The sequence below is a fragment of the uncultured Algibacter sp. genome (assembly GCF_963976535.1).
Classification (GTDB): domain Bacteria; phylum Bacteroidota; class Bacteroidia; order Flavobacteriales; family Flavobacteriaceae; genus Algibacter_B.
Genome location: NZ_CAXBLF010000006.1, coordinates 86,739 through 101,078 on the forward strand (window position 1 = coordinate 86,739; position 14,340 = coordinate 101,078).

Below are 14,340 nucleotides of genomic sequence, written 5' to 3' on the forward strand. Positions count from 1 at the left end.
AAAGCCTCAATTTACTAAGTAAATTGAGGCTTTTCTATTTTATAATCTTTGACTAATCTTAATAAAACAATGCTTTGTGAAGGATTCTGGCAACTAGTAAGACTAGCAATCGGTGCAACCAAAAACAATCAAAGTTGCCCCGTCAATTCACCTTCTATAAATAGCGTTTGGTTTCTTCCAAAATTTAATAACAAAAATCATATCTTTGCATAAATAATTATAAACTCTCATGAAACTTTTATTAATAACCATAGTACTTTTAGGATTAGGTATAGCAGGAATTGCTATTAAAATTTGGGGAAAAAAAGACGGAAAATTTGCCGGAACTTGTGCAAGTCAAAACCCAATGCTTAATAAAGAAGGTGAGGCTTGTGGTTTTTGCGGAAAAACTCCAGATCAATTTACTGATTGTAAAGAACCTCAACATTCATAGCACTGTATGGGTTTTCTTGATTTTGCATTCTACGGATTTGTAGCTGTAGTCATTATTCAAGTTGTTTTTTATGTATTTTTATTTGGAAAATTTGCTTTTTCAAAGCAAAAAAAAGTGCCTCCAAAAAATATTGCTATTTCTGTTATTATTTGTGCCAAAAACGAAGCCGAAAATTTAAAAAGATTCCTCCCATCAATTATTGAGCAAGATTATCCAAATTTTGAAATTGTTCTGATTAATGATTCCTCAAAAGATGATACTTTAGAGGTTATTCATCATTTTTCAAAATTACACGATAATTTAAAGGTTGTAAATGTTAAAAGTATTGAAGCCTTTTGGGGAAACAAAAAATATGCCCTAACACTTGGTATAAAAGCTTCAAAAAACGACTTTCTTTTGTTTACCGATGCTGATTGTAAACCTGTATCCAAGTATTGGATAAAAGAAATGAGCGCCCATTTTAGTAATACAAAATCTATTGTTTTAGGTTATGGTGCCTATTCAAAAATTAAAAATTCCATCTTAAACAAATTGGTTCGTTTTGAAACTCTTATAACCGCTATAAATTATTTTTCATTTGCCAAATCGAGCTTACCATATATGGGAGTTGGACGAAATCTGGCTTATACCAAAAAAGAATTTTTTGATGCTAATGGTTTTATTAACCATATAAAATTACGCTCAGGAGATGATGATTTATTTGTAAATCAAATAGCTACTCAAAATAACACGACTATATGTTTTTCAAAAGACAGCTTCACAGAGTCTATTCCAAAAACTACATTTAAGGGATGGTTTAAGCAAAAAAGACGCCACGTTTCAACAGCAAAACATTATAAAATGAAGCATAAAGTGCTGCTAACACTTTTATACATTTCAAATGCATTGTTTTGGTTATTTGCAATAATACTTTTTGTATCATTATTCAAATGGCAAATGGTATTAGGTTTATTCATATTTCGAATTGTTTTACAGTACACAATATTAGGGGTTTCGTCAAAAAAGCTGGGTGAAACAGATTTATTAGTTTCCCTTCCTTTCCTTGAAATTTTTCTAATTATTACACAATTAACTATCTTTATAAACAATCTTATCTCAAAACCTATCCATTGGAAATAGAGGAAGCGATTACGCGTGCAAAAAAAAACGACCAAAAAGCATTTAATTATTTATTAGATCTTTTCTGGGATAATGTTTATGGTTTTCAGTTAAAACGTACTCGTAATGAAAATGATGCGGAAGATATCACTATTCAAACATTCTCTAAAGCATTTGATAAAATTGAAACCTATGATGAACAGTACACGTTCAAAACTTGGCTAATTACCATTTCAAAAAACATTCATATTGATTTATTGCGCAAAGAAAAAAATTCAATTATTCAAGTCATTTCAAAAGATGACCGAGATGTATTTCAGGTTTTAGATGAGTCGCCTTCTCCTGAAGACAAGTTGATTACAGAACAACATTTAGCCAAACTACTTCGAGATATTAAAAAATTAAAACCGCATTATCAAGAGGTTATAAACTTACGCTATTTTCAAGAACTTAGTTATAAAGAAATTTCCAAAGAATTAAAAGAGCCTATAAATAACGTTAAAGTAAAATTACTTCGTGCTAAAAAATTATTAGCTGAAATTATTAGAGAAAAGTAAATGATTACTAAACTTAAAAATCTAGGCCCGGGATTGTTATTTGCTGGTGCAGCTATAGGCGTTTCACATTTAGTACAATCTACACGGGCGGGAGCAGATTTTGGTTTAGGTTTAATTTGGGCATTGCTTTTAGTAAACTTATTTAAATATCCTTTTTTTCAATTCGGGCCTCGTTATGCCACTGCCACAGGAGAAAGTTTATTGGAAGGTTATTTAAAACTAGGAAAAGGAGTTTTAACAGTTTATTTCATAATCAGTTTAGCAACTATATTTACTATTCAAACAGCGGTTACTATTGTTACGGCAGGTCTAGCTTCTTCGCTGTTTGGAGATTTTATTAGTATAAAGATATGGACAGTGATTATTCTGGTTATTTGCTTAAGTCTATTAATTTTTGGCAAGTATAAGCTATTAGATAGGTTGATGAAAATAATTATCATCACACTTACTATGAGCACTTTAGTAGCTGTAAGTATGGCTTTATTTAATAATACTAGCGCCCTTTCCTTTAAACAGGTACTACCTAAAAATGGTCTAGAAATCGCCTTTTTAATTGCTTTTATGGGCTGGATGCCCGCACCCTTAGATATTGCTGTATGGCAATCTTTATGGTCTATTGAAAAAAATAAAGATACCAAATCATACACTACTAAATCAGCTCTTTTCGATTTTAATGTAGGTTATATTGGAACCCTGATTTTAGGTATTGGATTTGTACTTTTAGGAACTTTGGTCATGTTTAACAGTGGAGAAACTTTTAGCAACAAAGCCGGTGTTTTTTCTGGGCAATTAATCAAAATGTACACCACCAGTCTTGGAGATTGGGCATATATTATAATTGGTATTACTGCATTCACTACCATGTTTAGCACAACTTTAACCACTTTAGATGCATCCCCAAGAGCCATGGCAAAAACGACACAATTACTTTTTAAAAAAGCCATAAAGTTCAATTATACATTTTGGATTTTGGTACTTACTTTAGGTACTATCTGCATCTTTTTTTTGTTAGAGTCAGAAATGGGTTTACTAATTAAAATAGCCACAATTTTATCATTTATTACAGCTCCTTTTTATGCTATTATCAATTATAAATTAATTTCCAGTAAGCATACGCCTAAGGAATGGCAACCATCAAAGGCATTACATATTCTGAGTATTTTAGGAATTGTTTTTTTGATAGGGTTTAGTGTTTGGTATCTTACTACGCTTTAGGGTTATTACACAGAGATTCGCAAAGTTTTCACGGAGATTCACAGAGCGTTTTGTCCTTATTTTGAAATTCTCGTTCTTTAAACCAAGATCCAAATGCTTATTATTATATGAGATTTCTCTGAGTGATTCTTTGGTTCTCCGTGTATCTCTGTGTAATCTTCTAGGGTATAAAGTCTATAAATGGAGTTCTGCGCTGCGTTAGGGATTGAACGGCATGTTTGAGCTCCCCGACGCAGGAGGGAGCGAGTAGTGAAAGCCCGACCCTTGTGGTAACGCCCAAAAATTTTAAAAAAATCAGTATAAATTTACTTCTTTAAGTGTATTTCTGTGTCGCTTTCTAGGGCACTATTTAAAAGAATACTTTGTATCTTTGCACTCTATATTTTAGAGATATGAACACCAAAACTGCTTCAAATATATTACCCGAACGTACACTCAAACCAAAATGGCTTCGTGTTAAACTTCCAACGGGAAAAAAATACACAGAACTTAGAGGTTTAGTTGACAAATACAATCTAAATACTATTTGCACTTCAGGAAGTTGCCCTAATATGGGAGAGTGTTGGGGAGAAGGCACTGCAACTTTTATGATTCTTGGTAATGTTTGTACACGCTCTTGCGGCTTTTGTGGTGTAAAAACTGGGCGACCAGAAACGGTGGATTGGGATGAGCCAGAAAAAGTAGGGCGATCTATAAAAATTATGCAAATTAAACATGCGGTTTTAACGAGTGTTGATAGAGATGATTTAAAAGACATGGGAAGCATTATGTGGGCTGAAACTATTAAAGCTGTTAGAAGAATGAATCCTGAAACAACTCTTGAGACGCTTATTCCAGATTTCCAAGGCATTGAAAAACATATAGATAGAATTATTAATGTGGCGCCTGAAGTGGTATCACACAATATTGAAACCGTACGTCGTTTAACTCGCGAAGTTAGAATTCAAGCGCAATACGACAGAAGCATGGGGGTTTTAAAATATTTAAAACAACAAGGGCAACGACGCACAAAATCGGGCATTATGCTCGGTTTAGGAGAAACCAGAGAAGAAGTAATCGCTACGCTCCATGATCTTAAAGAAAATGATGTAGATGTTGTTACTATTGGACAATACCTTCAACCCAGTAAAAAACACTTACCTGTTAAACAATTTATAAATCCAGATCAATTTAAAGAATATGAAGACATTGGTTTAGAATTAGGATTTCGTCATGTAGAAAGTAGTGCCTTAGTAAGGTCTTCTTATAAAGCACAAAAACATATAAATTAATAATGATCAATGTTGCTATCAATGGTTTTGGTAGAATAGGCAGACGTGTTTTTAGATTACTTCAAAACCATAAAAATATACAAGTTGTTGCTATCAATGATTTAGCAGATGCTAAAACTTTGAGTCATTTACTCAAATATGATAGTGTACATGGAATTTTCAATGGTGAAATATCGCATAGCGAAAATGAAATTATTACTAACAAAAGAAGTATTCCGCTTTTAAATGAAAAACATCTAAAAGATATAAACTGGAAACCTTTTAATGTTGATTTTGTTATTGAATCTACTGGAAAATTCAAATTATCCTCAGAATTGCAACATCATATAAATAATGGAGCAAAACAAGTTATTTTAAGCGTTCCGGCTCTTGAAGATAATATTAAAACAATAGTTTTAGGTGTTAATGAAAATAGTATTGATGGAACAGAAACCATAATTTCTAACGCATCATGTACTACTAATAATGCGGCACCAATGATTAATATCATTAATAAACTTTGTGGCATTAATCAAGCATATATTACTACGGTGCACTCCTATACTACCGACCAAAGTTTACATGACCAGCCTCATCGGGATTTACGAAGGTCTAGAGCGGCAAGTCAATCTATAGTCCCAACAACTACTGGAGCAGCAAAAGCACTTACTAAAATTTTCCCAGAACTTTCTGATGTTATTGGAGGTTGTGGTATTAGAGTTCCTGTTATAAACGGCTCTTTAACTGATATTACTTTGAATGTAAAAAAAACGGTTTCGATAGAAGATATCAATAATGCATTTAAAGAAGCTTCAAGGAGTAATTATAAAGGTATTTTAGAATACACTGAAGACCCAATTGTTTCTATAGATATTGTTGGAAACCCGCATTCTTGTATTTTCGATTCGCAAATGACATCTGTAATTGGAAATATGGTAAAAATCATAGGATGGTATGATAACGAAACAGGCTATTCTCAAAGAATAATTGACTTATTGTGTTATTTATCGGAAAAAAAGTGTCTTTTATCGATAAAATAATTATATTTGTCCGCAACATTTACTAAAAATGCTCCAAATTAAAAGCTACATATTAATTGTTTTTATGCTAATCAGTATCACGGCTTTTGCTCAGGAAGCTATTGATGAAGATCCTGAAATAGTACAAAATAACATAAACTATCGTATTGCTCAATCGCAAACCGAGTTAGAAAACTACAATTATTATAAAGCTAAAAAAAATCTTGACGAAGCGTTAGATTTAGCTGAAAAAGCAAGTAACAAAAAAAGTCTTGGTATTATTTATGCTATAAAAGGAAGATTAGAGCTTATAATTGAAGAAGAAGACAAAGCCATAAAATCTTTAAATAAAGCAATAGAAATTCAACGTATTATAAACGACAATGTTAACTTAGGTAGCTCTTACAAAACGTTTGGAGATATTTATTTAGCTAAAGAAGATTTTTATTCAGCACTAGATTCTTATACCGCAGCTAAATCAAAATTTGAGGAAGAAGATTTAAATGAAGAATTAGCTGAAACATTACTATCTGAAGGCAAAACTTATAACGCGTTAAAAAATTACAAAAAGGCCAGAGATGTTGTCGAGCAATCTTTAGCCATTGCAAAAAAATATGATTATTTAAAAATACAAAGTGATGCATTAATTAATCATGCAAGAATTTATAATAAACTAGGAAACAAAGAAAAAGCATTAGAGGTTGCGCTTAGTAGTTTACAAATTGCAAGAACTAATAGTTTTACAAATATTCTTAATGAAGGATATGCTGTTGTTAGTGACTTATACAATAGTTTAGAAGAACATAAGCTATCTAGAGATTATTTGAATGCTCACCTAAAACTTTCTGATTCAGTGCGAGGTTTAACTCGAATTAATTCTTCAAGAAATCAAGAAACTCAATTTCGATTAAATGAAGAAATAGAAAAAAACAAAGAGGTAGTTCAAAAGTTAGAAAAAGCTGAAGACGATAAAAACTTGAATACATTAATATCAATTTTGAGTGTGGCGCTAATTACCATTTTATCACTTTTAACCTTATCGCTTTACAAAAACAATAATATTAGGTTGAAAACTAATAATATGCTTCATAAAAAGAATGGAGAGCTTATTATTGCGAAAGAGAAAGCAGAATTAGCATCGAAAACTAAAGCAAATTTCTTATCAACAGTAACACACGAGTTACGTACACCGCTATATGCGGTAACAGGTTTAAGTAATATGCTATTAGATGAAAACCCAAAACCAGAGCAAGTTCAGCATTTAAAATCGCTTAAGTTTTCAGGAGATTACCTTTTAACATTTATTAATGATATTCTTCAAATAAATAAAATTGAAGCCAATAAAGTTGATGTTGAACCAGAGTCTTTCAACTTAAAAAAGAAAATAAACAATATTGTTTTAGCACTTAATAATTCAGCTCAAGATAATAATGTCAAAATTCACTTTGAATTTGATAAAGAATTACCACAAAACTTTATTGCTGACCAGTTGAAGATTTCGCAAATCCTTATTAATTTAATTGGTAACTCCATTAAATTCACTAAAGACGGAGATATTTGGATTCGTGTTTATAAAATTGAAGAAGAAGGTAAAACATACACTTTACGCTTTGAGATTGAAGATAATGGTATTGGAATTAGCCAAGAGAAACAAGACCACATGTTTGAAAGTTTCTCTCAAGGGTCTATTCAAATTAACCGTAAATATGGCGGTACAGGTTTAGGACTATCGATTGTAAAAGGATTAATAGATATCTTAAAAGGAAAAATTTACGTGAAAAGTGAATTAGAAAAAGGTACTACATTCTATTTTGAAATACCTTTAGAACATACAAATATAAAAGAAGCTGAGGAAAAAACAATCGCTTATTTTGATGGTAATGCTAGTGATTTAGATTTATCTAAAGTTAAAATTCTAGTAGTTGAAGACAACAAAATCAATCAAATGATTACCAAAAAGATTTTAACTAAAATGGATCTTAAGTGCGATATTATTGATAATGGTGAAGACGCTGTTGAAATGATAAAAAACAATAACTACAATATTATATTGATGGATATTCACATGCCAGGAATAAGTGGCATTGAAGCTACTAAGATTGTGAGATCGTTTGATAAAGAACTGACTATTTTCGCACTTACTGCGGTTACTATTGAAGATAAAATGCATGAGTTTGAAGAGGCTGGTTTTACAGATATTATTCCAAAGCCATTCAAGCAGGAAGAGTTTGAGAAAAAACTTTATAATGCATTAGCTGGTAAAAGTAAAGCCTCTTAAACTAGTACTTAACGAAATCTTTTATAAGTTGATTCATTTTCGACGCTTCATCAATGCTTACTGTAATAGGTAAATAAAAAAGTTTACCCTTTAATGATTCGTATTGTTTCAACCTCATAAAGTCTTTTTCAGTAGTAACGATTAACTCCTTTTTATTTAAAGTAGATATATCTTCTTCTGTAAAATCATGATGATCTTTAAAATTTAAATGTTCAAAATTTAAGTTTTTACCCTTCAAAAAATCAACCAATAACGTTGAATTAGCTATTCCTGTAACTAAAGTAAACGGTTCTAATTTATCAATTGCTTTAGATTCTTTAGCAGAAAACAAACTATCAGAATACCTTATAGAACTAAAAAAAACATGTTGATGCTTTTCTGGCTTAATTTGTATTATAAAGTCCCTTTTTTCGCTTGTACTTAAAGTTATCGGGCACTTAGTAACAACAATAATATTGGCGCGTTTAGCTCCAATTCTAGGCTCTCTTAAATTGCCTGTTGGCAAAACCATATCATTAAAATAAGGGTTAGCGTAAGTAGTCAATAAAATATTAAAGCCTGCTTTTACTTTTCTATGTTGCAATGCATCATCCAATAGAATAACTTCCGGATTTTCTTGCAGCAAATTTTGAATACCGTTGCGCCTATCTGCATCCACGGCCACTAAAATTTCATTGTTAAATTTAGAATAGAACTGAAAAGGTTCATCTCCAATAGATTCAGCATTAGAGTTTTTATTAGCCAACTGAAAACCTCTTGTTTTTCGTTTATAACCTCGACTTAAAGTGGCCACTTTATAATCATCCTTTAAAAGATTGATTAAGTATTCTATCATGGGTGTTTTTCCAGTACCACCAGCACTCAAGTTACCAACACAAATTACAGGAAAATCATAAGAAACAGATTTTTTAACATCAAAATCATATAATTTATTTCGCAACCAGGTTACTAAATAATAAATTGGAACTATTGGTAATAATATTTTTCTTAAAAGCTTCACAGCAACGAAATCAATTTTATTTAATAATTATCAAGTGTGAAATATAATAATTATTAAATCAATGAAGATTACACAAGACCTTTAAAAATATATTTTAGTTACTTGTGAAAGTAATTATTTTATCTTTGAATTTAAACACAAATAAATATGATTGTACAAGACGTCATAAATCATTTAGAAGAACTTGCTCCATTAGCTTACGCTGAAGATTTTGATAATGTTGGTTTGTTAGTGGGCAATAAAACTCAAAAAGTTACAGGTATTTTGGTTACTCTAGACACTCTTGAAGCTGTTGTTGATGAAGCTATTGAAGAAAACTGCAACCTCATAGTAAGCTTCCACCCTATCATTTTTAAAGGTTTAAAAAAGCTTACTGGCAAAAATTATGTAGAGCGTGTGGTTATGAAAGCCATTAAACACGACATTGCTATTTTTAGCATCCACACCGCGCTTGACAATGCTTTACAAGGTGTAAATGATATGATTTGCAATCAACTGGAATTAACAAACAAGCGTATTTTAATTCCGCAAAGCGAAACTATAAAAAAATTAACCACGTATGTACCAAAAAATGAAGCAGAAGAATTACGAACCGCATTGTTTAATGCTGGAGCTGGAGATATAGGAAATTATTCAGATTGCAGTTTTAACGTAGAAGGTTATGGCACCTATAACGGCAATGAAGAATCAAACCCTACGAAGGGTAAAAAGGGCAAAACCCATACTGAGGAAGAAACAAAAATTACAGTAACCTATGCTAAACATTTAGAATCGCAAATTCTTAAAACACTTCTAAAAACCCATGCTTACGAAGAAGTCGCTTATGAAGTGACTACCCTAGAAAACAAAAACCAAAATATAGGTATGGGCATGATAGGAGAATTTGTTAACCCCATGGACGAAGCTAGCTTTTTAAACCACCTAAAAACTAAAATGAATACAGAATGTATCAGACACTCTTTATTTTTAAATAAAAAAATAAAAAAAGTTGCTGTTTTAGGAGGTTCGGGTAGTTTTGCTATTCAAGCTGCTAAAGCTTCTGGTGCCGATGCTTTTGTAACTGCCGATTTAAAATATCACGACTTTTTTACTTCTGAAAATAACATCCTTTTAGCAGATATTGGGCATTATGAAAGTGAGCAATTCACAAAAATCCTTTTAGTAGCATATCTTACAAAAAAAATTACTAATTTTGCAATCATTTTATCAAAGATAAATACCAATCCTGTTAAGTATTTTTAAAATATGGCTAAAAAGAAAGAAGTAACTGTTGAAAATCGTTTAAGAGCTTTATACGATTTACAACTCATCGATTCTCGTATTGATGAAATTAGAAATGTTCGAGGAGAACTTCCTTTAGAAGTTCGTGATTTAGAAGATGAAGTTGCTGGATTAAACATCAGATTAGAAAAACTTGTTTCTAATCTAGAAGTAATAGATAACGATATTACTAGCAAAAAGAATTTGATTGAAGAATCAAAAGCTTTAATGAAAAAGTATGCTGAGCAACAAAAAAATGTTAGAAATAACAGAGAATTTAATTCACTAACTAAAGAAGTTGAATTTCAAGAATTAGAAATTGAATTAGCAGACAAGCATATTAAAGAATTTAAAGTTCAAATTGAGCAGAAAAAAGAAGTGGTTGCAGAAACCAAAGAGCGTTTAAAAGAACGTGAAACACATTTAAAACACAAAAAGAGTGAATTAGATGCTATTTTGGCTGAAACTGAAAAAGAAGAACAAGCTTTAATAGTAAAATCTGATGAATATAAAAAGCAAATTGAAGCCCGTTTGGTTGCTGCTTATACCAGAATTAGAACAAATGTAAAAAATGGCTTAGCCGTTGTACCTATTGAAAGAGGTGCTGCTGGTGGTTCTTTCTTTACTATTCCACCGCAAGTTCAAGTTGAAATTGCCTCTCGCAAAAAAGTAATTACTGATGAGCATAGTGGTAGAATTTTAGTTGATGCTGCTTTAGCAGATGAACAAAAAACTAAAATGGAAAAAATGTTTTCTAAACTATAATATATTTTAAAACATAAATTTAAGAGCCTTCATTCTTTGAAGGCTTTTTTTTATGCCTAATAATTTGGACGTTACCCTATCGGGTCAGGCTTTCCGCTACAAGTCCTCGCTTCGTACCTCGCTGTGGGCTTTCCACTGCAATCCTTAACGCGGGGTCAGTCCGCCAGTTTACAATAATAAATCCGCAGACAGTTAGCATACTTGAAAATTGAGTCCTATATAATCAGCTAAACAAATAATTTGTTTTTACTTAGTAAATAGTGTCTGGACGTAAACACAGCAAAATTAAATTTGTTTCTTTTTGCGCCCTATCAGTTTATTTTTAATCGCTTGATACTAAGGTGTCAACTCATAAAAACTAAACAAAAATGACATCAAAAATAAGTCAAATTATAAAAATCGTCTGTTTCCGTCCAGACACTAAATAGATATTAAAGAGCTTTGTTAAAACCCACCCCTTAGCCCCCTCCAAGGAGGGGAAACTCATACGCTACAGTTTCCCTCCTAATAAGGAGGGATTAAGGGAGGTGTATTTTTAAAATAACTTAGTAACCCAAATCTTCAAAAAACAAAAACCACAGCAAAAAATCAAATCCCAAATCAATTCAGAGAATTGAACGCCAAGGCGCAGAATAGATGAAGAAAAGCTCCGAGAGTAGGAGGACAAAGTTCGACGCGGAGTTTTCAAATCGGTTTTCATCTCGACAAAAATCGGGATGAACAAAAATACTTTAAGGTTTCGTACTTTTATACGTCTACTATAAAAAATACAAGTTATGAAAAGAATAATCCCAATATTAGTAATAGTCCTATTTTTCAGTTGCCAAAATTCAGCACAAACAAAAAAAGAACAAGAAACCGTCGTAAATTTAGAACCCATTGAAGTTCCATTAGAAAACGGAAAAGCCAGAGCCTATTTTGCAAGCGGTTGTTTTTGGTGTGTTGAAGCCATTTATGAAAGCATAAAAGGTGTAGACGAATCTATTTCAGGATATTCTGGCGGACATACAAAAAACCCAACTTACGAGTCAAGTAATACCGGCAGAACAGGGCATGCTGAAGCCGTAGAGATAATTTACGACCCAAAAGAAGTTAGTTTTGAAACTTTAGTTGATGTCTATTTTACTTCACAAAACGTTACGCAGGTAAACGGACAAGGAAACGATAGAGGTTCGCAATACCGTTCTATTATTTTTTACCAAAATGATGAACAGAAACAAATTATTTTAAAGAAGAAAGCAGCTTTAGCAAAAAAACTGGATGCTAAAATAGCTGCAGAAGTTTATCCGTTTCAAAAATTCTGGATTGCTGAAGATTATCATCAAGATTACGAAAAACTGCATCCTAATAACAGTTATATAAGAAATGTTTCTATCCCACGATTCAATCGATTTAAGGCAAAATTTCCTAAAGAGTTTTTGAAAGAAAAAAATCATTAAAAATACTAAGATCACTTTTCAGACCCTTCAGGTTTTAAAAACCTGAAGGGTCTTTTTTATTAGTTACGCTATTTAATACTTGACTTTGTAAAAAATTTCAACTAACTTCGTTTAACAATCGATAAAGTTCATTGAAACGGAACTTTATCTTTGCAGACGTTGTGGCTAATTTGAATCAACCCATGAAATTATTTAGAAAAATTCGACATAAGTTGATTTTAGACAATAAAAAAACTCAGTACCTGAAGTATGCTTTAGGAGAAATCTTTCTGGTTGTCATTGGAATTTTGATTGCGATACAGATAAATAATTGGAACCAGTCGATTAAAGATAATGATTCGTTAAATGAATATTTAACTAAAATTAAAACACATACGGCGGAAGATATAGAACAATTAGTACAACTATCAAAAGGAAGAAAACAGATTGCAGACCTCTGCAAGAAAGCACGAAATAGCATTTTGCAAAAGACTGAAAATGAAAACCTTTTTTTATTCAAGATAGCTGGTTCTGCCTTTGCTGATTTCTATTTCAAACCCAATTCAGGTGGTTATGAATCATTGAAAAACTCTTCCTATTATGGTAAAATAAATAATACAAAACTCGATTCGCTTTTAGCTAAATACCACGGCTTAGTGGAAATTATTGCAGAAAACGAAAAGAGTTATAATCAGTATACCGTTCATCAAGAAAATTACCTAGATACTCAATTCGACAGGTCAGTTATTTTAGCTTCTGCATTTATGCCATTAGATTCATTAGCAAACAAAGCTACACCCCAGTCTGAATATGATCAAGCATTCATTGAATACACCACAAAACCAGCCTACCGAAATGTTATTAGTTTGGCAGCTTGGCAATTCGATACTATGATTGAACAATATCAAGAATTAACAGAACTAGGGCATCTTATAATAGTAGAAATAGATCGGACAACCACAGACTAAATAATATGATAAAAAATAAAAAAGCAAAGTGGATTGTACGCATTTTATTGTTCATTGGAACAGCAATATCATTATACTTCGTTCCGTGGATTTTGGTAAAAGCTTGGATTTTACCTTTTCCTAATACTATTCAAGAACAAGTAGATGAAGCTATCGGATATGGATTTGATGGAGTGATTGTTTACGTAGACCAAACAGGGAAACCACCAGCATATTATGCAGGCGGTTGGAAAGACAGAGAAAAGAAAATACCAGCCGACCCAAAATCTCTCTTCAAGATTGCCAGTATTAGCAAACTTTATACGGCAGTAGCAGCTACTAAATTGGTAAAGGAAAAGCGTTTGTCTTTTGATAAAACGCTCACTGACTACCTCCCAGAGCTCAAAGGTAGAATTGAAAATGCTGAAAAAATCACATTGAAGATGATGATTCAACACCGTTCTGGTATTCCAAATTTCACTGATAATCCAGCTTATTGGGAAAATGAACAGCAAAATGGCAAAAATGCCTTAGATTTTGCCCTCGACCTTCCAGCCAGTTTTAAACCTGATAAAGGATATGAATATTCAAACACAAATTATTTGCTGCTGCGTAGGATTATGGATGATGTCTTAGGGTATAGCCACAATAATTATATCAAAGAGAAAATATTGATTCCCTTAGATCTGAAAAACACCTTTTTTTCAATTACCGAAGTCGATTTAGATGATGTTATGAGTGGATATTATGTGGGTTATGAGGAAGATTTTAAAGCTCGTGAATACGGAATGTTGGCCACAGCAGAAGATGTGGGTATATTCCTTCGAGCACTGAACGATGGTTCGGTATTTGACGAAGGAGAACAAGAAATCTATCCTTATGAATATAATCATGGAGGTTTGGTAGTTGGTTATCAAAGCCTTGCGGAATACCATAAAGATATTGATGCAGTAGTCGTTCAATTTATTAATACAACAGATTTTGAAGGTTATGAATGGAATTTATCGGAAATTATAATTAACCGAATTGTAAAAATCATTAGAAAGAAAGTCGAGTAGGTAAAGGGGAATTGCACCCCTAAACCTCTCACAGAACCGTAC

The 14,340-nt window shown here is 32.1% G+C and carries 13 protein-coding genes; 12 read left to right on the forward strand and 1 reads right to left on the reverse strand.

Features of this window, described 5'->3' with window-relative positions; translation table 11 throughout:
* The first annotated feature begins 229 nt into the window (after nt 1–229).
* From AAC024_RS03615 to AAC024_RS03645, 7 genes are all read left to right on the forward strand, one after another.
* A complete protein-coding gene (locus tag AAC024_RS03615) occupies nt 230–433 on the forward strand; it encodes a membrane or secreted protein (protein ID WP_339893822.1) in 204 nt (67 codons plus the stop codon).
* A 6-nt stretch (nt 434–439) separates the two neighbouring features.
* Entirely contained in the window at nt 440–1,552 is a 1,113-nt protein-coding gene (locus AAC024_RS03620; protein ID WP_339893823.1) for a glycosyltransferase, read from the forward strand.
* Nucleotides 1,543–2,088, forward strand: coding sequence for a sigma-70 family RNA polymerase sigma factor (locus AAC024_RS03625; RefSeq protein ID WP_339893824.1), 546 nt, complete (start codon nt 1,543–1,545; stop codon nt 2,086–2,088). The genes AAC024_RS03620 and AAC024_RS03625 overlap by 10 nt, the downstream gene beginning before the upstream one ends.
* On the forward strand, nt 2,089–3,303 hold the full coding sequence (locus AAC024_RS03630; RefSeq protein WP_339893825.1) for an Nramp family divalent metal transporter: 1,215 nt from the start codon (nt 2,089–2,091) through the stop codon (nt 3,301–3,303). It abuts the gene before it with no gap.
* 392 nt (nt 3,304–3,695) lie between these two features.
* Nucleotides 3,696–4,574 (forward strand): lipoyl synthase, encoded by an 879-nt coding sequence (lipA, locus tag AAC024_RS03635; RefSeq protein ID WP_339893826.1) that lies wholly within the window; start codon nt 3,696–3,698, stop codon nt 4,572–4,574.
* A 2-nt stretch (nt 4,575–4,576) separates the two neighbouring features.
* Nucleotides 4,577–5,593, forward strand: coding sequence for a type I glyceraldehyde-3-phosphate dehydrogenase (gap, locus tag AAC024_RS03640; RefSeq protein WP_339893827.1), 1,017 nt, complete (start codon nt 4,577–4,579; stop codon nt 5,591–5,593).
* Nucleotides 5,594–5,621: 28 nt separating this feature from the next.
* Nucleotides 5,622–7,850, forward strand: a complete 2,229-nt coding sequence (locus AAC024_RS03645) for an ATP-binding protein (RefSeq protein WP_339893828.1) — start codon at nt 5,622–5,624, stop codon at nt 7,848–7,850.
* A gap of 1 nt (nt 7,851) precedes the next feature.
* Here the strand turns inward: AAC024_RS03645 and lpxK are convergent, their stop codons facing one another.
* Entirely contained in the window at nt 7,852–8,850 is a 999-nt protein-coding gene (gene lpxK / locus AAC024_RS03650; protein ID WP_339893829.1) for a tetraacyldisaccharide 4'-kinase, read from the reverse strand.
* Nucleotides 8,851–8,997: 147 nt separating this feature from the next.
* Here lpxK and AAC024_RS03655 point away from each other — a divergent pair, with 147 nt between their 5' ends.
* The 5 genes from AAC024_RS03655 (at nt 8,998) to AAC024_RS03675 (ending at nt 14,298) form a co-directional block, all read left to right on the forward strand.
* Nucleotides 8,998–10,092, forward strand: coding sequence for a Nif3-like dinuclear metal center hexameric protein (locus AAC024_RS03655; protein WP_339893830.1), 1,095 nt, complete (start codon nt 8,998–9,000; stop codon nt 10,090–10,092).
* Nucleotides 10,093–10,095: 3 nt separating this feature from the next.
* Nucleotides 10,096–10,875, forward strand: a complete 780-nt coding sequence (locus AAC024_RS03660) for a C4-type zinc ribbon domain-containing protein (protein ID WP_339893831.1) — start codon at nt 10,096–10,098, stop codon at nt 10,873–10,875.
* A 776-nt stretch (nt 10,876–11,651) separates the two neighbouring features.
* Nucleotides 11,652–12,314, forward strand: coding sequence for a peptide-methionine (S)-S-oxide reductase MsrA (msrA, locus tag AAC024_RS03665; protein ID WP_339893832.1), 663 nt, complete (start codon nt 11,652–11,654; stop codon nt 12,312–12,314).
* A gap of 182 nt (nt 12,315–12,496) precedes the next feature.
* Nucleotides 12,497–13,261 carry a DUF6090 family protein gene (locus AAC024_RS03670; protein ID WP_339893833.1) on the forward strand — a complete coding sequence of 255 codons (765 nt, stop codon included), beginning with the start codon at nt 12,497–12,499 and terminating at the stop codon, nt 13,259–13,261.
* 5 nt (nt 13,262–13,266) lie between these two features.
* On the forward strand, nt 13,267–14,298 hold the full coding sequence (locus AAC024_RS03675; RefSeq protein ID WP_339893834.1) for a serine hydrolase domain-containing protein: 1,032 nt from the start codon (nt 13,267–13,269) through the stop codon (nt 14,296–14,298).
* The last annotated feature ends 42 nt before the right edge of the window (nt 14,299–14,340 follow it).